We start from the raw sequence: 25,937 nt of genomic DNA, 5'->3' as shown, positions 1-25,937 counted from the left end.
ATGACCTCGGTTAGCCGGGGCGGTTGTCGGCCCGGGGTTGACTCAACATGGGTGCGTAAAGCACGACAAACAAACTAAACGCCAAAATCCAGCCCAGCGCCGATAGGGTTACCCCAATACGGTAATCAATCCACTGGTTGGCCGCCAATAGACGCAACACGGTGGCGGCGATAACGGCCCAATACATCAAGCGGCCATAAGGCTGCAGTTGCATGGGGCGGCCCGTATGCCCCACGGCGACTCGGCTCATTACCCCGAGTATCAGGGTGCCGATGCCCCCCAAGGCCAGAGAGTGCTGCCACAGCGTCTCGGGCAGAGCCGGATAAAAACCGCTCACCCCACGCAGCAACAGCGCAATGACGACCCAACCGTAAGCCAAGTGCAAGATCCATAGCAACGGTTCGCGCCAGGCGAGCCAGCCCCGCCACTGATACAGCCTCAGGGCATTGATGCCCCCGGCAAACAGAGCGGCCAGCGCTTCACACCAAGCGGGTAGGGGCAGCAGCGCCAATACGGCCAGCAAGACCACGCTCGCCATTGCCAGGCCGGTGACCTTCGTGGATTTAACCACTTGTTCGGCCGGTCCCCCTTGACCCCTTAACCAGTTGGCCGTGAACGCCGGCGTAATGCGCCCGGCGATGACCACAATCATTAACGTAATAATGTCTAGCCCGAGGCCTTGCCCGAGTTTTAGCCACTGCATGCCGCCGCCGGTAAACCCCACGTGCATCAGCAAGTTGCCGACGGTCAGAGCGGCCAGCACCGCCACTAAAATCAGGTTGCGTTTGTTGCCGTAGCGCAACAACACGCGGGCGGCGTAGATCGCCAGCACCGGCAGAAAGGCCAAGTCCACCACGGCCACCAGCCAGCCCGGCAGCCAGCCGGCGAACCAGAAGGCAAGGCGCCCGGCCAGCCAGAGCAGTACCAGCGCTAGCAGGCCTTTGCCTTGAAGGGGAGGGGCGCCGGTCCAGTTACACATGGCGGTGAGCAGAAAGCCGGCGGTGGCGGCGGTAACGAAGCCGTAAATCATTTCATGGCTATGCCACTGCAGGGGCGACCAACCCAGCGGCAAAGGCCAGCCTCCAAACAAAAATCCGACCCAGGCCAACACCACAACCATGGCATAGAGGCCCGTCAGGATAAAGAACGGACGAAAAGGGTAGGCGAGCAGGGCATTGGGTTGGGCCATGAATAGCTCCTCGGTTTCACCCCGTGGCTGTTAGGCGTCGGGGCGACTGAACAAATAAAGTGTCACGGCGCTGAACAGGCACACCAGCGCAAGCAGTACCACCGGCGCTACCCCGGCCAGCACCATCACAATGAGGCTGGCGACCAGTAACGCCGGTGTCAGCCACTTGGCTCGCCTGGGCACCGCCCGCCGGGTATGCCAGGCATGCAGCAGCGGCCCAAAGTGCCGGTGCTCCCTCAGCCAGCGATGCAGCCTGGGGGAGCCTTTGGGAGCCGCCCAGGCGGCCACCAGCAGGAAAGGCGTCGTGGGCATTACCGGGAGCAGAGCGCCGATAGCGCCCAGCCCAATGCTGACCCAGGCTACCAGCAACCAGGGTAGTCGGCGGGTGTGTTGCCACCATTGCGCTCCGCTCATAATGGCTCCTAACAAAGCCCTGTGACTTGTCGTTCCCGCATGGTATCACCAAGGGATAAAGTTAAACATGTAAAAATAATATATCTTTTAGAAAGACTCTTCAACGGTCCTCTCCCATAAAGGGTAAACCTCTCTCCCGCCCAAGCAATGCTCGTCTACCTCTGATGGGGTAGTAGGGGTATTTTAAAGATGAATTTATTTTACTTCTTTTTTTTGGCGCGGTATTCTTTGGAAAGATGTAAATACTATGCATCTTAATGGATGCTTAGATAATCTGCTGCAACCGTAAAGGGGGAGCCGCCTATGAGTTGGCTGACACAATCGGTCGGTGATATTGCCCGGGAGTTACCCGGCGCCACTGGCGTACTTCATGGCTACGGCCTGGACTTTTGCTGTGGGGGGAAACAAACCCTGGCCCACGCACTTGAGCGCAAGGGAGTTGACCAGAGCGCGCTGGTCGCTGAGCTGGACCAGCTTCACACCCAGGCGGAGGGCGCCCGGGGCGATTGGGCAGCGGCGGGTAATGACGAGCTGATCGAGCATATCCTGACTCGTTACCACGATGTCCACCGCCAGCAGCTACCAGAGCTGATTCGCCTCAGTCAGCGGGTTGAACTGGTTCACGGTGGTCACCCCGAATGCCCAAGCGGCTTGGCGAACCATCTCGAAACGATGTTCGCTGAACTGGAAAGCCACATGCGTAAGGAGGAACAGATTCTCTTTCCCATGATTGCTCGGGGCATGCTGGGCATGGCTTCGGGGCCGGTGAACATGATGCGCCACGAACACGATGAGCACGCGCAAGGGCTGCGCCGAATTCATGAGCTGACTCGGGGCATCAACCTCCCCGTGGGGGCCTGCAATACCTGGCGAGCGCTTTATGTGGGGTTGGCGTCACTGGAGGTCGATTTAATGGACCATATCCATCTGGAAAACAACATTTTATTTGATCGTATTGACGGGCTGGGGGCTTCGGCAAATGGGTAAGTACAAAAGATTGTGGTGGACGCTGATTGGTACATTGGCGGTTACTTTCGGGTTATTGGGTTACTTTGGGGTGGAAGTGTATCGCCAGGCACCCCCTATTCCGGATCAGGTGGTGACCGAAAGCGGTCAGACGATTATGACCGAAACGAGCATTCTCGACGGTCAAACGGCTTGGCAATCCGTGGGCGGCATGCAGCTGGGTTCCATTTGGGGCCACGGTGCCTATCAAGCGCCGGACTGGACGGCCGACTGGTTGCACCGGGAGCTGCTTGCCTGGCTGGAATTGGCGGCGCAGGATATTTTCGGGGTTAGCTACGATGAGCTCAATGGGCGCGATCAGAACGCGCTGCAATACGAGTTAAAGCAAGCTTACCGCACTAATACCTGGGAGGCCGAGACCGACACCTTGGTGGTGTCCGATCGGCGAGCGCAGGCCATGGCGCAAACGGCGGACTACTATAACCGCCTGTTTGGAGGCGCTCCCGAGCTTCAGCCGACCCGCGAGAGCTACGCCATGAAAGAAGTCACGCTGCCCGATGATGAGCGGCGCGAAAAAATGACTAACTTTTTCTTCTGGACGGCTTGGGCCGCCTCTACCGAACGTTATCCCGGCAAGGCGACTTACACCAACAACTGGCCCCACGAGCCTTTAATCGACAATAAGCCCACGGCGGAGAACATTGTCTGGTCCATCGCCAGCGTGGTGTTGTTGATTGCCGGCGTGGGCGGTCTGGTCTGGGGCTGGGCCTTCCTGCGCAAAGAAGACGAAGAAGAGCCCGAAGCCCCCAAGCAGGACCCGATCACCACCTTCGCGCTGACGCCATCGCAAAAAGCGCTGGGTAAGTATCTCCTGGCTGTGGTGGGGCTGTTTACCTTTCAGGTGTTTTTGGGCGGCTTTGTGGCGCACTATACTATTGAAGGCCAGGGCTTCTACGGCATTCAAACCTCGGACTGGTTCCCCTATTCATTGATGCGCACCTGGCACATCCAGTCGGCCATGTTCTGGATCGCCACCGGCTTTTTGGCGGCGGGCCTGTTCCTGGCGCCGGTCATCAACGGCGGCAAAGACCCCAAGTATCAAAAGCTGGGCGTGGACATTTTGTTCTGGGCTCTGATTGCGGTGGTGGTCGGCTCCTTCGTCGGCAACTTCTTCGCCATCAATCAGATCATGCCCGCCGAATTCAGCTTCTGGTTCGGCCATCAGGGCTATGAGTACGTCGACCTGGGACGCTTCTGGCAGATTCTGAAAGTGGGCGGCATCGCTTTCTGGCTGTTCCTGATGATGCGCGGCATTGTGCCGGCTCTCAAACAGGGGGGTGATAAGAACCTGCTGATATTGTTGACCGCCTCCGTCGTAGCCATTGGCTTGTTCTACGGTGCCGGCTTGGCCTATGGTGAACGCACGCACATTTCTATCATGGAGTACTGGCGCTGGTGGGTAGTGCATCTGTGGGTGGAAGGGTTCTTTGAGGTCTTCGCGACCGCTGCCTTGGCCTTTATTTTCTGCAGCATGGGCTTGGTATCCCGCCCCATGGCCACGGCCGCATCGCTGGCCTCGGCGTCGCTGTTTATGCTCGGAGGCGTGCCCGGTACCTTCCACCACCTGTATTTTTCCGGCACCACCACGCCCGTAATGGCGGTAGGCGCCTCATTCAGCGCGCTGGAGGTTGTGCCGCTGGTGGTGTTGGGTTATGAGGCTTGGGAAAACTGGCGGCTGAAGTTTCGCGCTCCCTGGATGCAGAACATCAAATGGCCGCTGTTATTCTTTGTGGCGGTTGCCTTCTGGAATATGCTGGGAGCGGGCGTGCTGGGCTTTATGATCAACCCGCCTATTTCGCTGTACTACGTACAAGGGCTCAATACCACACCGACCCACGCCCACGCGGCTCTATTCGGCGTGTACGGGTTTCTGGCCCTGGGCTTCTGCCTGCTGATTCTGCGCTACATTCGTCCCAACATGGCCTTTAACGACCGGCTCATGAAAGTCGCCTTCTGGTGGATGAACGGTGGCTTGGTACTGATGCTGTTTACCAGCCTGCTGCCGGTTGGCATCATCCAGTTCGTGGCGAGCGCCTCCGAAGGCCTGTGGTACGCTCGTAGTGAAGCCTTCCTGCAGCAGCCGCTGCTGGAAACCTTGCGCTGGGTACGCACCATTGGTGATGTGATTTTCATCGTCGGAGCCCTGGCAGTGACCTGGCAGGTGATTAAGGGCGTATTCTTCCCTGACGCCTCGGACAAACCGCTGATCGGGCGTGTGGAAAAAGCCTGGGCGCCCGCCTATGCTGAGTCTGACAGCGCCATGGCTGAAGCCCATCAGGGCGACAGCGTGTGCTGCGGCCACTGTGGGGGTGACAAGTAATCTGGATAGGGGAGCGGGCCTGGCCCGCTCTCTCATACCAAACGGTTCTGGAGAAGTGAATGGTCAACGCTCAAGAACGTATCGACGTCATTTATAATGTGGTTAAAAATCGCAACCCAGGGGAAGCTGAGTTTCATCAGGCGGTCTGGGAAGTGATTGAGACGTTAACCCCGGTATTGGAAAAGTGTCCCTATTACGCCAAGCAGAAGATTATCGAGCGTATTTGCGAGCCGGAACGCCAGATTATCTTCCGTGTGCCCTGGGAAGACGATAACGGGGAAGTGCACATTAACCGTGGCTTTCGCGTGGGTTTTAACAGTGCATTGGGGCCCTACAAGGGCGGCCTGCGTTTTCATCCCAGCGTGCTGTTGGGTACCATTAAATTCCTCGCCTTTGAACAAACCTTTAAGAACGCCCTGACGGGCATGCCTATCGGCAGTGGCAAGGGCGGCTCGGATTTTGACCCCAAGGGGAAATCCGATTCGGAAGTCATGCGCTTTTGTCAGAGTTTTATGACGGAACTCTATCGCCACATCGGTGAGCTAACCGATATCCCCGCGGGCGACATTGGCGTGGGAAGCCGGGAAATCGGTTTTCTTTTCGGGCAGTACAAGCGCATCACCAACCGCTACGAGGCGGGCGTTCTCACCGGAAAAAGCCCTCTTTGGAGTGGCGCACTGGTGCGTCGGGAGTCCACCGGTTACGGAGTGGCCTATTTCGCGGAGCAAATGCTCAAAGCCCGCAATGAATCCCTCGACGGCTTGTCGTGTGTGGTGTCGGGGTCGGGCAATGTCGCCATATACGCCATTGAAAAACTGCATCAGTTGGGTGCTAAGGTGGTGGCCTGTTCGGATTCAGGGGGTGTGATTTACCACGAAGAGGGCATCAACCTCGATACCGTCAAGGCTATCAAGGAGGGCGCACGCGGGCGTATCAGCGCCTACCTGGATGAACACCCGGAGGCGGAGTATCGCGCTGATGGCAACATTTGGGAGATTCCATGCCACTTGGCTTTCCCGTGTGCCACTCAGAATGAGCTGGACGAGAATGCCGCGGAAACGCTAATAGAAAACGGTTGTAAAGCCGTCGTGGAAGGCGCAAACATGCCCTGTACTCCGATTGCAGTGGACCTGTTTTTGGACAGCGGTGTGGGCTACGGCCCGGGTAAAGCGGCCAACGCCGGCGGTGTGGCCACCTCCGCGCTTGAGATGCAACAGAACGCGAGCCGCGATGCCTGGAGCTTCGAATACACTGAAAAGCGGCTGCATGCCATTATGGCCAACATCCACAGTGATTGTTATCACACATCTGAAGAGTTCGGCGCCAAGGGCAACTACGTCGTGGGGGCCAATATTGCCAGCTTCCGACGCGTCGCCGACGCCATGTTGGCTTTTGGGATAATTTGACGTCATTCCATCACTCTCATGGATGATGCTTCTGCGCCGGATTACCATTGGTACTGACATCGGTCTGTTGGTCTGAGGTGAAACTGGAGAGGAGAAAGTCGTTATGGTGGATGTTTTTATAAAGCGAGCCTATGACGAGGTGGAAAGTAGCGACGGGGCCCGAGTGCTAGTGGACAAAATTTGGCCTCGGGGCGTCAAAAAAGAGGACCTTGCCCTCACCGACTGGTGCAAAGAGGTGGCGCCCAGCGACACACTGCGCAAGTGGTTTAATCACGATCCGGATAAATGGAAAGAGTTTCGAACCCGTTATCTGGATGAGCTGAAAGAGAACAAGCCGCAGGCGAGGGAGCTTCTCGGGAAAAGTAAAGATGGGCGGCTGACGCTTGTGTACGGTGCCAAAGACACAGAGCACAACCACGCCCGTGTGCTCCGCGAGTACCTGAAGAAGATGGAATAGCGCGTTTGCGGCAGGTGGATGTAGGCCACTGGCGCCAGTCGGAACTATTCTGCCCGCTCAATGCCCCAAGCCAGGAGTCTATGGGACCGACCACTCGGAATAGTGGAGTATGGCAGCATTGGACCAAAAGCCCAGCAATTGGCTGAGGCCTTGGAAATCGTGCTCTGCCAGCAGACTACGTCGGCTGGCAGTCACAGAACGGTACCGGAGTCGGTAAAAATTTGGCTCTGATTTTTCTCTCTGTATAGGAGGTTGTAATGAAGTTTGCCGTGAAAGTAATTGCACCGTTGTTTGCCCTGGGTGCCGCCACCGGCGTTCAGGCAGCGGACTGTGAAGTCACCGTCGACAGCAACGACAAAATGCGCTTCGACACCGATCGTATTGAAATGGACGCGAGCTGTGAAGAGTTCACTGTCCACCTGACTCATTCCGGCTCAATGGCCGAAAACGTCATGGGGCACAATTGGGTGCTGAGCTTGGAAGAGGACATGAAAGGCGTAGTTAAAGATGCCACTGGCGCCGGTTTGGAAAATGACTACGTTAAACCGGACGATGAGCGTGTGATCGCTTATACGGAGATCATCGGAGGCGGCGAGGAAACCTCGGTCACTTTCGATGCCAGTGAGTTGAGTAAGGATGCCAGCTACCAGTTCTTCTGTTCCTTCCCCGGCCACTCCTCGCTCATGAAAGGCGAGTTCGTGGTTAAGTAGTCGCGCCAGCGCGGTGAGCCGGTCAGGTCGGTAAGCCGCGCCTGACCCTCCCGAAAGTGCTCGCATGGCCGCTATTGAGGCGGCTGCACTCTGTCCACCGCAATGGTGGTCCGCTTGGTGTTGCTGATCGGCCAATCAATTTCCTGCCCTCGTTTTAAACCGATAATAGCGCTGCCCACAGGACTCAGGATGGATAGCTTGCGAGAGGTATCATCCAGCTCGGTGGGGTACACCAGCGTGTAAGTGAAGCTTTTCCCCGTGGACTGAACGGTAAATGTCACCGTTGAATGAAGGGTGACCACGTCATCGGGCAGTTTTTCCGGCGCGACCAGCTTGGCCCGTTCCAGCTCATCGACCAACTGGTCGGTAATAATATCTTCCGGTACTTCTTCAAGTAGCCTGGAGAGGGTGGTGTAAACGTCTTTCGATAACGTAATTTTGGGCTTGGGTGCCATGTGAAGGCCTCTTTGATTAATGGGCAAACGATCGGGTTGAGTGTTCGTGAGCGCCGTCCTTGGCGAAGGATAAGCTCTCCGGTTGGTTAATCCTTCTTCATTGCTTCTTTTCGTTCACGCTTTTCGGCTCGTTTTTCTTTCAGGGAGCGTTTAGCGGGCTTCTTCTCGTTTTTCGCCATGGTGTGATTCCTCTAACATTCAAATGAAACACTCGTGGGAAAAGGTGGCCGCGCCACTGACCTTCATGCAAAGCAATTACCTCCTATAAATAAACGATTAAGTGCCAACATGCAGTACTCGGTACCGCATACTGCTGCCGAGTACTGGGATGCACACGATTTCGCCGATGACCTTGCGCATCAATGCGGCGCCCAACGGGGATAGAACCGAGATGGCGCCGGTTTCTGGGTTGCTTTCTTCTGGTGTGACGATGGTCACAGTGCTGCGCTGGTTTTCCTGCATGTCCAGCAGAGTGACCTTCGAGCTCACCGTTACTCTTCCGCTGGGAGTGGCCTCCCGGGCCTCTCGGTGCTGAAAACAATCAAGAATGACCGCCAGCGTTATCGGGTCAATATTCATTCCCCGGGCACGAGTAATATAAAACGCGCGCGCGCGTTGGTACATCGAGCGGGTAAGCTCAATGTGTGACGGATTACACATGACGTACTACGGACCTACGGTAAAAATCAGTAAATGGAGAGTTAAATGGCGACAGAGCGCCGAGTCCGAGTGCCTAAGACAGCACTCCTCAGGAGGGGAAGATGGGAGCGAGCCTCCACATTAAAAATTGCAGCAAAACGTTCGGCAGCATTTTATATACCACGAAAGCCGTTGAGTTCAGGGAATTATTACTGAGATTACCTGATCGGCGGGTAAAGTCAACCTTGTGAAGGGGGGGTGCCTTGGGCTTTGCGTTGCATGGCTTGGCGGATATCTTCCAGGCGAAGGCCGCGGGTATCGATACCGCTGCGAACTAGCAGCAGAGCAGCCCCCAGTAACGGCGTAGCAATCACCAAAGCCGAGGCGGTAAGAAAATTCAGCAAACCTGAAACGCCCAGTAGAGTTCCGGCAATGCCGCCGAATTTGGAACTGGCGGCGACAATGCCGGCTCCGGTGCCGCGCAAGTGCACGGGATAGATTTCCGAGGCGTAGGGAATCAGCATGGCGATAACCCCGCTGGCGCTGACAAGCAACAAAGCGGTGCATGCCGTTAACGTGCCTACCGTTAATAGCCCCAGGACACTGCACAGGGCAAAAGCCAGCAGCGTGAGGGCCGTTAAGGACGTGAACAATGTCAGCGTGTAGATGGAGCTCCAGCGGTGATAGAGCCCGATCACCAACGCCACCCCCGGCAATGCCAGTAGGGCGGACTGTGCCACCAGAGAGTTCGCGTACTCCGACAGGCCGAGGCCGTGGAGGTTGGTGGGCAACCACAAGAGGAACCCAAAGTTGACCAGCCCCCAAGAGATGCCTGCGCTAATCAAGCCCCAGGTAATGCCCGCGTAGGGCGCCTGGAACAGCTCTTTTAATCCGCCTTGGGAAGGCTCGGGCTCTACCACGACATCCTTATCGCTCCGTGTGTCGCCGGCAAACCGGGCCAATACATGACGTGCCTCTTGAAGCATCCCTTTACTTGCCAGAAAACGAGGGGACTCGGGAATATAACGGTTGAGAATGATCACCAGCAAACCGGTGGGCAGGCCCAGCAACCAGAGAATTCGCCAGCTGAATAACGGCTCCAGGAGGGTGGCGGAGCCTGCGGCGGCGAGGTAGCCCGCGGCGGTGCCCAGACCGCCCAGCGCCACCAGCAGCCAGCCTCGGTGTCGTGCGGGAACGGATTCCGCCATCAGGGCAAAGGTAATGGGCAACAGACCGCCGGCCGACAGGCCCATCAGGAAACACATCACCAGGTTCCAGGTGTAAGAGGGCATGGCACCGCATATGGCGGTACCAATGAACATCAGTGCCGAAAGGAGTATGGCCGCTCGCCGACCAATGCGATCCGAGGCCATGCCCCACAAAACCGAGCCGATTGTCGTTCCGGTGAGGGCGACCACCGCAAGCACCCCGGCCGACTGGCTGCTCAGGTGGTATTCCGCGGCCATGCCGGGCATCACAAAGCCCAGAGTGGCGGGCTTCATCACATCCACCGTCACGGCTACCATTAGCACGGTGACCAGCTTCCAGTGCTCCCCGTTGAGCGGGACCTGGTCGGCCACATGAAACTGCAAATGGGTGTCATCGTGGTGACCCAGAGCCGTCACTCTGGGCACAACGCCGTACCCGGATAACAGAAGCCCGACGGGAATCAACGCCATGCCGACCAGCATAGTGGTGCTCATTGGCATTCCGGCCATCTGGTATCCCATGGGGGCGGCGTGCAAAAACACGGGAATGTGCGACAGCACGCCCAGGGTAATGGCCAGGCACCCCAGCCAGAATGCCAGAGGGTGGTAGAAGCGCATGATGACTCCAAATCTTTAGCAGCGAGGGCGCCGCCTTCATTATTACAATGCAAACTCGGGCCGAACCACCTAATACCCAACTATTTTAGTCAGGTATTCAGGTTTGCGAGCAATGATGGTAGCATAGCTCTCATTGGATAAAGTGTATTTAGAGAGCATCATATGACGCCCAGCTTTCATATTTCCCCCGCCGCCCGCGACTACTTAATTGAACTGCTTGAGCAGCAGGGGGTGGATGCGGCCCGTATTTTTGTTGTTGAGGCGGGAACCCCGCGTGCGGAGACCTGCCTGGCCTATTGTCGCCCTGGCGAAGAGTCCGAGAGCGACTTGGAAGTCTACGAGGGTGACCTGAAACTCTATTTGGACAAGCGCAGCCTGCCGTACCTGAAAGGGCTTGAGATCAACCTGCAGGAGCAGGGCGATCAGAAGCAAATCACAATTCGCGCCCCCAACGCCAAAAAGCCCCAAAGCGCTCAGGGGCGCGAAGTGGTGTTCGAGCGCGAAGCGCCCGCCAAGCTGGTTCCCTCCGGTGATGACCTGATGATCCCCAAGGGCGCGGAAGCCGCCATTACCCAGGCGCTGGGGGCGAGCTATACCCTCTTGTACCACGGCAACCTGATTCGCATTGACGGCAAGGACGCGGACGCGATCGGTCTGACCGCCAACGGCCTGGAGTTCGAGGCGCGTGCCGACGGCAAAATTGATGAAGAGCAAGTGTGGAAGGCGCTGTCGATGGTGTATGACCCGGAAATTCCGGTCAACATTGTCAGTTTGGGGCTGGTGTACAAAATGGACATCGATCAGGAGCGCGGCCATGTGGATGTGGAAATGACCCTCACCGCCCCCGGCTGTGGCATGGGCGACGTGCTGGTGGATGATATTAAGCGCCGGTTGGCGGAGGTACCCAACGTGGTTTCCACCGATGTAGACCTGGTGTTTGATCCGCCCTGGGACCGCACTATGATGAGCGAAGAGGCGCAGCTTGAAACCGGGATGTTCTTCTGATCCCTTTAAGGTGATGGATCAAGGCGATTACCGTTTTAGTCGGCTACACTACATCGTGTATTTTTAATCCGTATCGCGAGATCTCATATCTTGCTTCCTCAGGAGGACAGCACCATGGATAAAAAAGCGCTTAGCGTCGCTGTGGCTTTGGCGGCCGTGGCGGCCCCATCCACCACTTTGGCATCGTCGTTTCAGCTGTTGGAGCAAAGCCCGGCTCACTTGGGTAAGGCTTTTGCGGGCACGGCATCGGATATCGTTGACGCCTCTACAGTCTATTTCAATCCCGCTGGCATGGCCCGTCTGGACCGCGCCAGCCTTACGCTGGGGGGCAACCTTGTCTCCACCGAAGCGCGTTTTATCGACGAGGGCTCTACGTTCCCCGGAGAAGGCGGGGAAACCGATGAGACGGGTTTTATTCCCAACGCCTACTTGGTCTTGCCCTTGGAGGGTGGCTTTAGTGTCGGGTTTGGCGCCGGAGGCCCCTTCGGGCTGTCCAGTGATTTTGACGACCAGTGGCCCGGGCGGTACTCCGCAACCTTCAGTGAACTTGAAGTCATGAACCTTAATGCCACCTCTGCCTGGGCGCCCAACGACAAAGTCGCCTTTGGGCTGGGAGTGAACTACCAGCGCATGGATGTAACGCTCGAGAACCAAGTGGATTCCACTCTGGGTGTGGCCCCAGACCCGGCCACAGACAGCAGTGCCCGTATTGAAGGCGATGACGATGACTTTGTCTTCGATGCCAGCGTTCTATGGACGCCCGTCCCCGGCACCAACATCGGGCTGGTGTGGCGCCAGGGAGGCAGCTTTAGCGCCGAGGGCAGCGCGGCCTTTGACTACAATGCCACCTGCGCTCCCGGCGAAGGCTACCCAACGGGGGCCCCTCCAGCCCCCACCACCGGAACCATCTGCGCGCAAACTCTTTCCACCCTGGAAGGGCCGGTGGTGGCCGATGCCGACCTCCCCGATACGCTCACCGCCAGTATTTCCCATCGGTTGAATGACCTTTGGTCGGTGCATGCCGATATTGCCCAGACGAATTGGAGTAGCATCCAGAATATTGCCGTCATTAATACGGACAACCAGCAAACGGTCGACGTGTTGGACTTGCAGTATGATGACACCTTACGGGTTGCGTTGGGGGCCACCTATCGGCACTCCGACGAGCTGACCTGGCGTTTCGGGGTGGCCCAAGATGAGTCTCCGCAAACGGACCCGGAATATGTCACTCCGCGAATCCCCGACCAAGACCGCACCTGGTTCGCGGTGGGCGCAAACTGGGCCTTGTCGGAGAATGCCTCCGTGGATGTCAGCTACGCCCAACTAATGATCGACGATGCCAATTTGCACGAGGTGGATGAAACCTCCGGGCGCGAATTGCAGGGCGGGTTTGATAACGAAGTCAGCATCCTGGCGGCTCAGTGGAACTGGCAGTTCTAGCCGACTGTTAAACGCACTGTAAAGTCCATCCCGGTAGCAGGCCGTTGATTTCAACGGCCTGCTCTTTTTGTGCGGACGAAAATCCTCCTTGCAGGCATAAACGGGTCAGCGGCGAGGGTTCGATTTGGCGGCCGACTGGCCGAGGCAAGTCCGCTCCGAAGCGCCGTTTTCGGGAATCAGTCGTTCGCGCTGACCGATGGCATATCAGCAGTGCCGGGATGTATTGGCATCGCTCAATGGCTTCAGTAATATGCCATTAAGGCGCGATCCCAGCGCCTTTGCCTGACGATAATAACCACCTTGACGGGAACCCTGGCCATGCAGACCAAATTTCTCCTCGACGAAAGCCAAATGCCCAAAGCCTGGTACAACCTTCAGGCGGACTTTCCCCGGCCCATGCCGCCGGTGCTGCATCCTCAAACTCACCAGCCAGTGGGGCCGGCGGATTTGGAGCCTCTGTTCCCTATGGCGTTGATCGAGCAGGAAGTCACTACCGAGCGGGAGGTGGAAATCCCGGAGCCGGTGCGCGATGTCTACCGCCAGTGGCGCCCCGCGCCCATGTACCGAGCGCACCGGCTGGAAAAAGCCCTGGGCACACCGGCAAAGATTTTTTACAAGTACGAAGGCGTCAGCCCCGCCGGTAGCCACAAACCCAATACCGCCGTTGCCCAGGCGTTTTACAACCAGCAGGCCGGCACCCGGCGCTTGACCACCGAAACCGGCGCGGGGCAGTGGGGAACCTCCTTGTCTTATGCGGGGGCGCTCTTTGATCTGGATATCAGTGTCTTTCAGGTGCGGGTGTCCTACGACCAGAAGCCCTACCGCCGGGCCGTGATGGAGACCTACGGCGCGCGCTGTTTGCCCTCACCCTCGGATCAGACCGAATTCGGCCGCAAGGTGTTGGCCGAGAATCCCGAGCACACCGGTAGCCTGGGAATTGCCATCTCCGAGGCGGTGGAGATGGCCGTGCAAGACCCGGACACCAAATACGCCCTGGGCTCAGTGCTTAACCACGTATTGCTGCACCAGAGCATTATCGGCCTGGAAGCCATGCAGCAGATGGAGATGGCCGACAGCTGGCCGGATGTGATTGTGGGCTGCACTGGCGGGGGCTCCAATTTTGCCGGCATTGCCTTTCCGTTTATGGGGCACGCCCTGCGCGGGGGTGAGCGCTCGCGTATTGTGGCGGTGGAGCCCTCGGCCTGTCCCACACTCACCCGCGGCAAATACGCCTATGACTACGGGGATACCGCCCAGATGACGCCGCTGACCAAAATGCATACCTTGGGCTCGGGCTTTACGCCGCCGGGTTTTCACGCCGGGGGACTGCGCTATCACGGAATGGCACCTCTGGTGTCCCACGCCAGTGAGCTGGGTCTGTTTGACGCGGTGTCCTACACCCAGCGTCAGTGTTTTGAGGCCGGCGTTCTCTTTGCTCGTCACGAAGGCATTGTCCCGGCCCCCGAAGCCAATCACGCCGTCAAGGGAGCGATTGATGAGGCTTTGCGCTGCAAAGAGGAGGGCAGGGCCGAGACCATACTGTTCAACCTCTGTGGGCACGGTCACTTTGATATGGCGGCCTACACGGCCTATTTCGCCGGGGAGCTGAGTGACCACGAATACAGTGACGAGGAAATGGCCATGGCCCTGTCCGGGCTGCCGTCCGTGTAGTTCTGTGTCCGGGTTTGGAGTGGGCGCTCAACTGGCGGGGGCCGGGCGTTTTTTTACGTATCTGTTCCAATCGGGGAGCGGTAGCCAAGCCTGGCGCGTAGGGGAAACAGGGTTGGACAGCTTATCGAGCGCCGCCGCAAGCGGTTGGGCCAGTGGCTGGATGATTTGACGTCGCCCGCCGAGGCCAACGACGAACACCGTTGCGGTGACATGATAGAATTCCGCCCTTTTGTATAAGGCGAGAAAGGCCCATGCCCTTGGCACTTCCAGCAGAAGTTTCCGCCCTGAAACAGGGCCTGCGTACTCAGTTTGATCCCACCATCCGCGAGCGGGGCGAACGGCTGTTTCGCAGCGGCGCGGTGGGCCCTATCGAGCGCGAGCCCCACCCGGAGGAAGCTGCGGTCTATTTCGGAGCCCACGTCATGGGCAGCCGGGGGCTTGTGTATCACGCTCATGTGGTGATTCATGATGGTCGCTTTCTCGATCTCGGATTTTGCACCTGCCCCTATGCCATCGACTGCAAGCACTCTGCCGCTTTGGCACTGGCGGTGGTTGAGGCGGAGCAACCCCCAAGCCGCTACCGGACGCCCGACCAATGGCTGGCGGCCCTTCGGGTCGCACAGGGGCAAACGTCCCCCGAGCCCTCACCAGAAGCACCTGCCTCGCCCTGGGTGCTCTGTTACCTGGTGCATTTGGAGCAGCAGCCGCCACTGCTCGCACTGGCCGAGCGCTACCGCAAGAAAAATGGCGACTGGGGCCGCTTGCGAAGCGTCAGGCCGCAGGCTCTGGAGCGCAACCACACCCTGGGTGCCGTTGACCGGGAACTGCTGTCACTGGTCGAGCCCATGCGCCGCACCCCGCTGCGGGTCGGCTCCGTGTTACTTGACCACGCCTGGCGGGCCAGCGGCGGCGCCGGGCGGATGATGGTCGAATACGCCGTGCGCAGTGGCCGGGCCGCAACGATGGAGCGCCAGCAGCCCTTGCGCTGGGGCGCGGAGCGCGCTCTTCAAGCGCAGTGGACGCAAGCGGAAGGTACAGCCACCGGGCACAAGCGGGGGGAGGGGCAGCGTCTGGAGCTGACCCTGGAGCCCGAGCCGGCGAGCGACTGGCAGTTGGAAGAGGCATTTTCGCCACCGCTGTATCGGATGGGGCTGGAGCTCGGTCCCGTGCGGACGTCTCTGACCGGGGAGCAACTGCGGCTGATTCGGGCCATGCCAGCCATTCCCACCGCCCGCGTTGAGGAGATCTCGGCTCACCTGCGGTATGGCTCGGGGGTGCGGTTTGTCGGCGAGGAGCCAGCGCCGCCGACGGAGTCCTCCCCAGTCCCCCAGGCCCGACTCTTGGGCGTCGAGCTGCCCCATAACGGCATCTTGCCCGCTTTGGCGCTGTCGGTTCGCTACGGACCCGTGTCCTTTCCGTTAAGTTACGATGTAGCCGCACGCTGCCAGGGGCAGACCGAGGATGGCACCCTGATGGAAACCGAGTCGGGTTTTATCCTGGTTACGCGCGACCGTGCCCGGGAGTTTCAAATTGCGCATCAGCTGCGCAACCTCTCCCTGGTGCCCTACGACTTTGGCGGCGAGCAGGGCGAGCTGTGGGTCCCCTCCGAGGTGCAACCGCCGAGGCATGTGGCCGCCTGGAACCGGCTCAGGCCCGGGCTGGAGGCGCTGTTTGACGAGCAGGGCTGGGAGGTCACGCTGGAGGACAGCTACCAGACCCGCGACGGCAAAGCGATGGTCGGCGGTAAGGTCAGTGACCGGGAAGCGGGTTGGTTCGAGCTCAAGCTGGACCTGGCCCTGGAGGGCGTGGCGCTGGACACCGAATCGCTCCTGGAGCAATGGTTGAGCGCCGGAGCCCCCGAATCCCTCGTGGTGCGCGATGCCGACGATCATTGGGTCACCCTGGACATGCAGCCGCTAAAACCGGTGTGGAGTCTGGTTCAGGAGTTGTACCAGGGCGGCGGCCTGGACGAGCCGATGCGCCTGCCCACCTTCAAAGCCATGGAGCTGGATCACCTGGAGGCAGTGGACCAACGCGCGGCCCCCTCGTTGAAAAAGCTTCGGCGCGAGCTCAAAAACTTCAAGGGTCTGAAGTCCGTAGCGCCAGCCAAACACTTGCGCGCCGAGCTGCGCGATTACCAGCAGCAAGGGCTGGACTGGCTGATGTTCCTGCACCGTTATCATTTCGGTGGCATTCTGGCCGATGACATGGGGCTGGGCAAAACCCTGCAGGCGCTCGCCTTTTTCCAGCGCCTGAAGGCCGGCCGGAAGTTGGCCGGCGGCGCCTTGGTGGTGGCCCCCACCTCCCTGATCTGGAATTGGCAGCGGGAGGCGGAAAAGTTTACGCCCAACCTGCGTTGTCTGGTCATGCACGGCCCGGAGCGCAAGGCGCATTTCGAGGAGATTCCCGCCCACGATCTGGTTATCACCACCTACGGCCTGATCCACCGGGATATTGAACACTATGCCGACTGGCCGTTTGATGTGGCGGTGCTGGATGAGGCCCAGAACATCAAAAACCATCGGGCCAAAATTACTCGCAAGGTCAAACAGATTCGGGCGGAAACGCGCCTGTGTTTGACGGGCACCCCGCTGGAGAATCACCTGGGGGAGCTCTGGTCTCTGGCGGACTTTGCCCTGCCCGGCTTGCTGGGCGACAGCGAGACCTTTCAGCGCCAGTATCGCCAGCCCATTGAGCAGGAAGGCGATGCCGAGCGGGCCGGGGAGCTGTCCCGCCGGGTTGCGCCCTTTATGCTGCGCCGCACCAAGGCGGAAGTGGTACGCGAGCTGCCGCAAAAAACGGAGATGCAACAGACCATCCACCTCGCCGGCGATCAACAGGCGCTGTACGAGAGTATTCGCGTGAGCATGGAACAACGCGTGCGGGAGTTAATGAAAACCAAGGGCATGGCCCGCAGCCGCATCGAATTCCTCGACGCCCTGCTAAAGCTACGTCAGGCCTGCATCGACCCCGCGCTGGTAAAACTCAAGCAGGCCGCCAAGGTAAAGCACAGTGCGAAAATGACTTGGCTGGAAGAGAACCTGCCGGAGATGGTGGACGAAGGGCGCCGTATCCTGGTGTTCTCCCAGTTCACCACTATGCTTAACCGGGTGGAGCAGCGTCTGGACGCGTTGGGGTTGGAAACGGTCAAACTGACCGGCCGTACCCGCCACCGCGAAGCCGCCATTCGCCGCTTTCAGGACGGTGAGGTACCGGTCTTTCTCATCAGCCTAAAGGCCGGCGGCGCGGGTCTTAACCTGACCGCGGCGGACACCGTGGTGCATGTGGACCCCTGGTGGAACCCGGCAGTGGAAAACCAGGCCACCGACCGGGCCTACCGTATCGGCCAGGACAAGCCGGTATTCGTCTACAAACTGGTGGCCGCCGGCACCGTGGAGGAAAAAATTCAGCGAATGCAGGAACAGAAACAACAGCTGGCGGACACCCTCTTTGATCAGACCCGCGAAGTGGGCCTGCCCGGCTCGGGCGACGAGTTGCTGGAATTATTTCAATAGAGCCATCAGCCTCTTAATGGCTTGGCCGCCTGGATATTTATGGCACATCTCCCAGACGCCAATAGGCGTCCATTCCTTTCGTATTCAAGAAGCCATTCTTATGAGCGAGGTGGTCCCGTTTAGACCACCTCGTCTTTACCATATAATGCAATCATTTCTTCACGCTGTTGTTGTGCCTTGGGCGATAGTTCCAGGGTGACCGTGCCCATAATCTCCTGAATCAGGTTGCGGCAGGCTTCCTTAAGGTTGTGTTTGGGGCTGTAAAAGTCAATGCCGCCATAGGCATCCTGGCTGAATATAAAGCGCAACATATTGTTATGTTCAACGGCGGTTTGGAAAAACACTTTCGGTGGCCCACTGTTGACCGTTTCGTAACACACCCAAGTTCTACCGTTGAAGGAAGCCAGTTCGGTTTCCTCTTCAGTTTCCGGAAAGTGCTGGCTCCAATAGCGTTTGGTCTTGATGTCATCCTCGGTAATTTCGCTATCATCTACTTTGGCGGTACTGGCACTGGCTCTGATAAACGCGTTACGCGCCAAGTCAAGGCTGTGGCGTACCAGGTTGGCTTTTCTAAAAAGGGACTTCTCTTCGGTCAGGCGCCAGTTGTTATGAATAATAAAAACACCGATACAGAGGCCGCCATAGGTCATGCCCTTCCACCAGCCATCCTCAAAGTCCCAGCCGGTTTTAAACATCACTTCATAGCGGTTGTACGGGTCTCCTATCTCTTCATCGGTGTCCCGTTCAAAGTCACTGCCCTTAAAAATGCCCGGGATACTAGCGGTTTGCGGCGGGCACTTAAACGTTAGTTTCGATCCAGAAAGGGAAAAGGTGGTCTCCGGGGCTTTCTGGACATTGGGACCGCGCAGGTTCATGGGGTCTTTGGTAAAGAGTTTGGCCAGCATTTATGCGTTCCTCACCTTTTTGATTAGCTCTTTAAACGTGACTTTGTAGGAGTTGGACACTCCGCCGGATTGTTTGGCCGCCTGAATATTCATAGCAGTTCGGGAGAGGTGAGGGTTAAGGTGGGGGGTTACCCGCTTGTCTGTCACATTCCCCAGTGAAGCGGCGCCGTTTCTTATTCCGTGATTAAAGGCCCCCAAACCCATTTGGGCCACTGTTCCGGGGCCTGGCGTTATCTGGCCCATGAGCTTGCCTGCCAGCCCCAATAAGCTTTCTTATCAGCGAAGTGGTCTGTGTTAGATTACCTCGTCTTTACCATACCGTGCGATTACATCTTCACGCTGCTGCTGCGCCTTGGGTGACAGATCCAGGGTGACCGTGCCCATAATTTCCTGAATCAGGTTGTGGCAGGCTTCCTTGAGGTTGTGATCTGGTCCGAAGAAGTCGATACCGCCAAAGGCATCTTGGCTAAAGACAAATCGCACCATATTATTGTGTTCGACGGCGGCCTCAAAGTGAACTCTGGGGGGGGAGTCTGGAAAGTATGTTTCGAAGCATGCCCAGTTAATACCATTAATGGACACCAGCTCAATATCATCTTTGGTTTCAGGAATATGCTGGCTCCAATAGCGTTTGGTTCTGATATCTTCTTCACTAATGTCACTGCGGTCTACCTGAGCGGAGCTTGCACTGCAGCGAATATAGGCGTCGCGTTCCTGATCAAGGCTGTGCCGTACCAAATTAGTCTTTCTAAACAAAGAGTCTTTCGCCGCTAGGCGCCAAACGTTATGGGCTATAAAAACGCCCACGCGAATACCGCCGAAAGTCATGCCTTTCCACCAGCCATCCTCGAAATCCCAGCCTGTTTTTAGCATTATTTCATGGCGGTTGTGTGGATCTCCTATCTCTTCATCGGTGTCCCGTTCAAAGTCAAAGTTACTGCCCTTAAAAATACCCGGAATACTGGCGGTTTGCGGCGGGCATTTAAATCGCAGTGTCGACCCGGACAGGGAGAAGGAGGTCTCCGGGGCTTTTTGGACGTTGGGCCCGCGCAGGTTCATAGGGTCTTTGGTAAAGAGTTTGGCCAGCATTTACGCGCTCCTTACCTTTTTGATCAGCTCTTTAAAGGTGACTCGGTAGGAGTTGGCCACTCCTCCGGCTTGTTTGGCCGCCTGAATATTCATGGCGCTTCGGGAGAGGTGAGGGTTAAGGTGGGGGTTTACCCGCTTGTCTGTCACATTCCCCAGTGAAGCGGCGCCGTTTCTTATTCCGTGATTAAAGGCCCCCAGGCCCATTTGGGCCACTGTTCCGGGGCCAGGGGTCATCAGGCCTATCGCCTTTCCCACAAGCCCCAATGGTCGTCTTTTCTGTTGATACTCAAGGAGATCCGCTTGTTGTTCGTGCTTCTGGCCGAATTGGCGCACATGGCTGGCAATTTTTGCGGCATCCCAAAAGGTGTTTTGGCTTTTGTTCGCACTGACTTCGGCGTCGGAGTATTTCATAATCTGGGAGTGCAGGCTCATGCCGGTGCGCTGCATTAAGGGCAGCAGGTCCGCAATGGGCCCGGGGGCCATCAGCATGACTTCGTGCTGGTCCAGCTTTTTGCCCTGAAGCTGTTGCAGGGCGGTTTTTAGCAAATTGCTGCCGGCGCCGTGAATGGTCCATTGGACCTTTCGGTTCCGGCTTTGGGCGTCGAGCAGGGCGCGGGCCAGTTTTCTGGCGCAGTGCTGGTGATTGGTTTGCTTCTGTTCCGGCGTCTTCCATTCCCCGCCGCTAATTTTGATGGACTGAGGGTAATAGAAGTGGGTAAAGCCTTCGTTGTATAGCTGAGTCTGACTGGCGCCGGCCTGCCCATAGGCATCCTCCACCATGGGGGGCATAATCTCTTCCGCCGCCCGTTGTAGGTTATCGGTCAACCCATTGATACTGGCGTTGGTGGTTTCGATGGCTGATAGCTCAGCAGTATCTATTAGCCATTCGTTTCTTTTGCGTTCAACCTTATACAATCCCGGTAAATTCCCCTTCCCAAACAGCGGCCCGTCCACATCGGTAATAAACACCCCGGGCTGCATGCCATCGCTCAGTTGCTGGGAAATGGTATAGGTGACCGTTACGTCGCCGAGCTGGGTTTTGTGCAGGGAGGCATCGGCCTGGTTGGAGTAGGAGGTCAGCCCGCCGGCCAGGGCCCGCAGTTGCAGCAGTTGGTGCAGAACGAAGTTCTCGCGGGACTCGCTGACGATGGCGGCAAATTTGGGGGCGAGGTCCGCCTGTATGTAGATCCGCCGCCCGGCCCGGCCGTCGCTCATTTCGGAAAGGAAAACATAGCCGCTGGTTTCGGTTCCCAGCACTTGCTTAAAACCGGCTTGCGTGGCGAGCTGTTTCATATTCATAGATAGGTTCCCTCTAACCTTGGTTGGGTCTTTGGTACGCTCGATGGCCTTGATTGGCACTTAGTACCGATGAGGGCAGTGTATCGGCTGGTCTGACCATTTTTCAAGAGGTAGAAGGGAGTTCGCTAATTTTTGTGAAAGTTGGCTGCAAACTGTGTACCTGTTCACAGTTTTGGTGGGCTGTGCGCTTTTGCGGGCGAGGCCGGGGAGCTTATTCGAGGGTTACAGAGGAAACAATATCGCTGGCAAAGCGAAGGGTGGTTTCCTGTAGCGCCTCTTCGAGCCTGTCCGGCCCTTGGGGCAAAAGCTGAAAACGGAGCTGAACCACTTCCATTGGGTTGCGCGCCAGGTTGAACTCGATAATGCCGGGGTTCATAAATACTCGGAACACCGGGCGCCCGCATACCGGCTGCTCGAGTTTATGCAATGGCACGGCTTCCTGCCGGGAAAGCCGTTGTTCGGTGGGCCGCTCGCCAATGGCCAGAGTACCGTCGGGAAGCATCTCCATGTCGAACCGGTCGAACGACTGCTTCCGGCTTACATAGCACTCATCGAGCCAGGCCTTGAGCCGCGCCTCCTCGGTCAGGTCGGGGTAGGTGTCTCGCTCCGTCCGGCTGGGCCGGTCCAGAAAGAGGCTGAGCTTAAGCACCGCTTGGCGCTGTGCGGGGGCCGCGCCTACCGGGAGCCCCCAACCGGTTTCATACACGGGGCAGCTGTACCGGCCGGTATCCGGGTTTTCTGAAAACTCCGCGCCGGAGCGGGCGTTCACAAACGGGCGGCGGTCCCAGGCAAAGCCCTTCCAGTAGTCCCGGTCCGACAGGTTGCTGGCCGGGTTGGTAAAACCCAAACGGCCGTTGACCAAGTCGATATCAAAGCGCTCGCTCTGCTCAAGCCGGGGAAAGCCGTCGGGGGTCGCCACGGCCCGGTGGGTCGTGGCGACACTCCCTCGGCGGGTTAACCATTTAAGCGGGTTCATCTAGTGCTCTGGCTGAACGTCGCTATCAAGCTCACCCAAGTCGCCATCAATCAGCCCGAAGTCCACCGGGGAGTGCATTAAATAGCGTTTTTTGGGTTCGCCCTCGTCGTTTACCACCCAGCACTCATGGAGGACCAGGCTGCCACTGAGGTGGAAAACACTGGTGTGAATCCGCCGGTCACCTTCTTCCATCTCCACGCCGTCAAGGGCCTCGCTCAGGCCTTCCGAGTGAACCCGAACATAGTGGGTCACCTCATCACCCATGGCGATGGGCGTTAGGGTCTCATGAAGCTGTTTCAGGTAAGCGTGAAACACATGCCAGTGCATTTCAACCGGAACCTGGTAAATATCCGTCTCTGCCAGGGCCTGTTGGCTAAAGTTCTGAACCATTCTGGGGGTGTCATCTGAGTTGACGCCAATGACAAAAAAAGCTTCGTGGGACTGAATGGTCTCGGGGGCAATGGGTTGCCCTTCCTGGCTCAGTAGCGCTTGCTGCTCAGACTGCAGATAGGGCAGGGCGTTTTCCAGGTGCTCCTCGCTGAAGGCGGGCAAAAAATAAAGTGCGCACCTGGACAGTGCTTCACGGTCCCACTCGTCCATGGCCTGAACCATTTCTTGTTCCCCCGCTGGCGTGAGTTCGGCAAAGGCACCGCACTCACTGAGTAGGCCGATTTGTGGGTCCAGGGTAAACAAGGGATGCTCAAAACAGACCAGTTCCCTGGCGGAGTTGTAGATGGCGCGCCGGTAGACGCGCATGACCGGCTCTTCGCTCACTTCTTCCACGACGTAGGGCCCGTGCTCCTCCGGCTGAATGGCAAGGTTTTTCGCCGGCCCTTCGAAAGCGATGAACTGGGCTTTTGCCATCAGTGTATTGCCCTCCTGCATGTCAAATTGCAGGTTGAACTCCATGGGGTCAAAGAACACATTGACCCGCACACCGTCCGAGAGCTCAAGCGGGGCGTCATTATTGACGGCGTTGGTAATGGCTTCTCGCGCGGCGTCCTCAAGGCCGTCAACGGGGCCCTGGCAGGTGATGGCGTGCAACTGATTGTCTCGGACGTCTTCTCCATAGACTAGCCTCTCACCGTCCAGGTGGAGTCGTTCAACAATGCCTTGCGGGGGGACTTCGGACACATCAACCGGCTGTCCGTTGACGGTATAAATCACTTGATATTGACTCATGCTCTTTCCTTGCTTAGTTGAATAAAGGGGCAAAGACTGTGCCTTTAAACCACTTGGAGTGATCCGTACGGGTACCCTTTGGCGGTAATAAGCCCGGCACCTAACGATAAAGTGTATCGGCCGGAAGGCGTTAGATGCAAGGCGTTGGGTTTATCTGCCCGAAGTTGGCTGGGGCGGTCGGGGAAAATGAGAATAGGTTCACGGTTTTTGACTTTGCCGGGACCAGGAGCGTGAAAGCGGCGAGCGTGGGAGAGCCTATGACTGTGAAGACGGTCACAGCTCGGCACTTGGTTCGTGCGTGTGGCGGTTAAATCAGGCAGAATCACAGTTTCCTTCCAAAACCGAGCACCGATGGTGATAAGGACAGATCATGTTGGATGTAATATGGAATCCCGAGTCCTGTGATGTCGACAACGCCATTCTCGGCGAAGAGATGGCCAGCTACCAGCGCAGCATGTTGGGTAGCAACCACGGATTTTGGGACTGGAATCTGACTACCAACCGCATGCGGTGGTACGGGGCATTCTGGCGTGAGCTGGGCTACAATGAGCTGGACACTCAGAGTATGACCGAGCCCGAAATCCTGCTGGATTATATTCATCCCGAGGACCGCCAAGGTTTTCGGGAGGCTATTGAAAACACCATCAAAGAAGGTTCCCCCCTGGATTACTGTTATCGGCTGCGCAGCAAGCGGGGCGAGTATATCTGGGTCCGGGTTAACGGCCAGGGCTATCGCGATGAGTCCGGGTGGACCCAGCACGTGGCCGGCGTCAATTACGATATTTCCCAGCTCAAACGTACCGAAGAGGCTTTGCGTGCCAGTGAGGCGCGCCATTCCCGGATGATCGCCGGCACCCGGGACGGCGTCTGGGAATGGGACCTGAACACGGATGAGATCAACTTTACCGACATCTGCTGGGAGCAGTTGGGGTTTACCCCTGAAGAGGTGCGTGAGTTTAATCTCTATCACCTGGAGGACTGGAAAGCGCGCATGTCCGACCGCGACATTCAGCGTTTCGATCAGGCGCTACGTCGTCATATTCTCCACCGGGTGCCTTTTGATGTGGAGTACCAGGTAACCGCGAAGGACGGCTCCCAGCGCTGGATTCGGGCCCGCGCGGAAGCCACCTACGATGAGAGCGGCCGTGCGGTGCGGATTTCCGGCAGCAATATGGACACCACGGAGCTTAAGAACACCCAGATTGCGTTGATGGAGGCGAAAACGGCGGCGGAGAAAGCCAACCAGGCCAAGTCCGAGTTTTTGTCCAGCATGAGCCACGAATTGCGTACACCGCTCAACGCCATTCTGGGGTACTCCCAGCTATTGAACTACGACACCCATATCAGCGAAGGCAGCCGCGATAATGTGGGCGAGATACACCGGGCCGGCAAGCACCTGTTGCAGTTAATCAATGAGGTGTTGGATCTGGCAAAAATTGAAGCCGGCCACATGGCTCTGTCGCTCGAGGTGGTGGTGCCCTCTCGTATTGTGAGCGAGTGCCTCCGGCTGATGTCCCCGCTCGCGGATGACCATCGGGTAAGTCTGCGGTGTCATATGGACGGGCTGGAACATGTAGCGGTGTCCGCCGACTATACCCGGCTGAAACAAGTGTTCCTAAACTTAATAAGCAACGCCATTAAATACAATCGAGCCGGGGGCTCGGTGGATCTGTCGTTCCATATTTCGGAGCGCAACGGGCTGTGCATGAGTGTGGCGGACTCGGGTGTGGGCATCCCTTTCAGCCAACAGGACCAGGTGTTCGAGCCGTTTTGTCGTTTGCACGAGCAATCTTCCAACGCGGAGGGCAGTGGCGTCGGGTTGGTGATCACCCGCCGTCTGATTGAGATGATGGGGGGGCAACTGGATTTCACCAGTGTAGAAGGGGAAGGCAGCCGCTTCTGGTTCGAGCTGCCCGTGGAAGAGTCTTCCGCCCCCGAACGCTCAACTGACCTGGCGGATGACGATGCCGGGGACCTCGCGGTGGAAGGGAGCCCCAATGTGCTTTACATTGAAGACAACCCGGCCAACGCCCGCTTGCTGACCAAGATTGTCGAGCGCTTCCGGCCCGTGAAGCTGCACACGGTGGCCGAACCCCTGGTGGGCATCTACCAGGCCCGCACCGAAGTGCCAGACTTGATTCTGCTCGATATCAACCTCCCGGACATGGACGGGTTTGAAGTATTGAAGGTGCTCAAGCGCGACCCGGTGACCCGCGACATTCCCGTAGTGGCACTCTCCGCCAATGCGTTGGCCAGTGATATCGACCGGGGCTACCGTGCCGGCTTTGCGGAATACCTGACCAAGCCGGTGGAAGTGGGGCAGTTGATACGAGTGTTTAATCGGCTGTTGGGCGAGAGGGAAGTGGTCTGGGACGATTGAGCGCTGGCGGGGTTGCCAGGCCCTAAAAAACCG

General features: G+C 57.8%; 20 protein-coding genes. 10 read left to right on the top strand and 10 right to left on the bottom strand.

Going from position 1 to position 25,937, the window contains the following annotated elements; all coding sequences use genetic code 11:
* Window positions 1–10 precede the first annotated feature (10 nt).
* Together AAE514_RS05950 and AAE514_RS05945 are read right to left on the bottom strand one after the other, a co-directional pair.
* A complete protein-coding gene (locus AAE514_RS05950; RefSeq protein WP_347330605.1) occupies window positions 11–1,189 on the bottom strand; it encodes an NnrS family protein in 1,179 nt (392 codons plus the stop codon).
* 30 nt (window positions 1,190–1,219) lie between these two features.
* The gene (locus AAE514_RS05945; protein ID WP_347330604.1) at window positions 1,220–1,603 is read right to left on the bottom strand and encodes a YbaN family protein; all 384 of its coding nucleotides are present in this window, start codon (window positions 1,601–1,603) and stop codon (window positions 1,220–1,222) included.
* A 303-nt stretch (window positions 1,604–1,906) separates the two neighbouring features.
* Here AAE514_RS05945 and ytfE point away from each other — a divergent pair, with 303 nt between their 5' ends.
* The 5 genes from ytfE to azu all read left to right on the top strand — a co-directional run bounded on the left by ytfE (window position 1,907) and on the right by azu (window position 7,522).
* Window positions 1,907–2,590, top strand: a complete 684-nt coding sequence (gene ytfE / locus AAE514_RS05940; RefSeq protein ID WP_347330603.1) for an iron-sulfur cluster repair protein YtfE — start codon at window positions 1,907–1,909, stop codon at window positions 2,588–2,590.
* Window positions 2,583–4,949, top strand: coding sequence for a nitric-oxide reductase large subunit (locus AAE514_RS05935; protein WP_347330602.1), 2,367 nt, complete (start codon window positions 2,583–2,585; stop codon window positions 4,947–4,949). Before ytfE ends, AAE514_RS05935 begins: the two co-directional genes overlap by 8 nt.
* Window positions 4,950–5,008: 59 nt before the next feature.
* Window positions 5,009–6,355 (top strand): NADP-specific glutamate dehydrogenase, encoded by a 1,347-nt coding sequence (gene gdhA, locus AAE514_RS05930; RefSeq protein ID WP_347330601.1) that lies wholly within the window; start codon window positions 5,009–5,011, stop codon window positions 6,353–6,355.
* Between the two features lie 103 nt (window positions 6,356–6,458).
* Complete coding sequence (locus tag AAE514_RS05925; protein ID WP_347330600.1) at window positions 6,459–6,812, top strand: DUF488 domain-containing protein; 354 nt, start codon at window positions 6,459–6,461, stop codon at window positions 6,810–6,812.
* Between the two features lie 257 nt (window positions 6,813–7,069).
* Complete coding sequence (gene azu, locus AAE514_RS05920; RefSeq protein WP_347330599.1) at window positions 7,070–7,522, top strand: azurin; 453 nt, start codon at window positions 7,070–7,072, stop codon at window positions 7,520–7,522.
* Between the two features lie 71 nt (window positions 7,523–7,593).
* Here the strand turns inward: azu and rnk are convergent, their stop codons facing one another.
* The 3 genes from rnk to AAE514_RS05905 form a co-directional block, all read right to left on the bottom strand.
* Window positions 7,594–7,977 carry a nucleoside diphosphate kinase regulator gene (rnk, locus tag AAE514_RS05915; RefSeq protein WP_347330598.1) on the bottom strand — a complete coding sequence of 128 codons (384 nt, stop codon included), beginning with the start codon at window positions 7,975–7,977 and terminating at the stop codon, window positions 7,594–7,596.
* Window positions 7,978–8,253: 276 nt separating this feature from the next.
* Window positions 8,254–8,556, bottom strand: coding sequence for a GreA/GreB family elongation factor (locus AAE514_RS05910; RefSeq protein ID WP_347330597.1), 303 nt, complete (start codon window positions 8,554–8,556; stop codon window positions 8,254–8,256).
* Window positions 8,557–8,855: 299 nt separating this feature from the next.
* The gene (locus AAE514_RS05905) at window positions 8,856–10,442 is read right to left on the bottom strand and encodes an MFS transporter (protein ID WP_347330596.1); all 1,587 of its coding nucleotides are present in this window, start codon (window positions 10,440–10,442) and stop codon (window positions 8,856–8,858) included.
* A gap of 486 nt (window positions 10,443–10,928) precedes the next feature.
* On the opposite strand from AAE514_RS05905, the gene sufT reads away from it, so the two are divergent.
* The 4 genes from sufT (at window position 10,929) to AAE514_RS05885 (ending at window position 18,073) form a co-directional block, all read left to right on the top strand.
* Complete coding sequence (sufT, locus tag AAE514_RS05900) at window positions 10,929–11,447, top strand: putative Fe-S cluster assembly protein SufT (RefSeq protein ID WP_347330647.1); 519 nt, start codon at window positions 10,929–10,931, stop codon at window positions 11,445–11,447.
* A 114-nt stretch (window positions 11,448–11,561) separates the two neighbouring features.
* On the top strand, window positions 11,562–12,887 hold the full coding sequence (locus tag AAE514_RS05895) for an OmpP1/FadL family transporter (RefSeq protein WP_347330595.1): 1,326 nt from the start codon (window positions 11,562–11,564) through the stop codon (window positions 12,885–12,887).
* Window positions 12,888–13,205: 318 nt separating this feature from the next.
* Window positions 13,206–14,558: a TrpB-like pyridoxal phosphate-dependent enzyme gene (locus AAE514_RS05890; protein WP_347330594.1), complete on the top strand. Its 1,353-nt coding sequence runs from the start codon at window positions 13,206–13,208 to the stop codon at window positions 14,556–14,558.
* A 251-nt stretch (window positions 14,559–14,809) separates the two neighbouring features.
* Window positions 14,810–18,073, top strand: a complete 3,264-nt coding sequence (locus AAE514_RS05885; protein ID WP_347330593.1) for a DEAD/DEAH box helicase — start codon at window positions 14,810–14,812, stop codon at window positions 18,071–18,073.
* 119 nt (window positions 18,074–18,192) lie between these two features.
* Here the strand turns inward: AAE514_RS05885 and AAE514_RS05880 are convergent, their stop codons facing one another.
* From AAE514_RS05880 to AAE514_RS05860, 5 genes are all read right to left on the bottom strand, one after another.
* Window positions 18,193–18,978, bottom strand: a complete 786-nt coding sequence (locus AAE514_RS05880; RefSeq protein ID WP_347330592.1) for a hypothetical protein — start codon at window positions 18,976–18,978, stop codon at window positions 18,193–18,195.
* A 294-nt stretch (window positions 18,979–19,272) separates the two neighbouring features.
* On the bottom strand, window positions 19,273–20,067 hold the full coding sequence (locus AAE514_RS05875) for an SH3 domain-containing protein (RefSeq protein WP_347330591.1): 795 nt from the start codon (window positions 20,065–20,067) through the stop codon (window positions 19,273–19,275).
* Complete coding sequence (locus AAE514_RS05870; RefSeq protein ID WP_347330590.1) at window positions 20,068–21,366, bottom strand: hypothetical protein; 1,299 nt, start codon at window positions 21,364–21,366, stop codon at window positions 20,068–20,070.
* Window positions 21,367–21,577: 211 nt separating this feature from the next.
* Complete coding sequence (locus AAE514_RS05865; protein ID WP_347330589.1) at window positions 21,578–22,342, bottom strand: hypothetical protein; 765 nt, start codon at window positions 22,340–22,342, stop codon at window positions 21,578–21,580.
* A complete protein-coding gene (locus tag AAE514_RS05860; protein WP_347330588.1) occupies window positions 22,343–23,524 on the bottom strand; it encodes a hypothetical protein in 1,182 nt (393 codons plus the stop codon). It lies immediately after the preceding gene.
* Window positions 23,525–23,894: 370 nt separating this feature from the next.
* Between AAE514_RS05860 and AAE514_RS05855 the strand changes: the two genes are divergently transcribed.
* Complete coding sequence (locus AAE514_RS05855) at window positions 23,895–25,904, top strand: PAS domain-containing protein (protein ID WP_347330587.1); 2,010 nt, start codon at window positions 23,895–23,897, stop codon at window positions 25,902–25,904.
* The last annotated feature ends 33 nt before the right edge of the window (window positions 25,905–25,937 follow it).

The organism is Marinimicrobium locisalis (genome assembly GCF_039822625.1).
GTDB classification, from domain to species: Bacteria; Pseudomonadota; Gammaproteobacteria; order Pseudomonadales; family Cellvibrionaceae; genus Marinimicrobium; species Marinimicrobium locisalis.
This window is presented reverse-complemented; position numbering and strand designations above follow the sequence as displayed.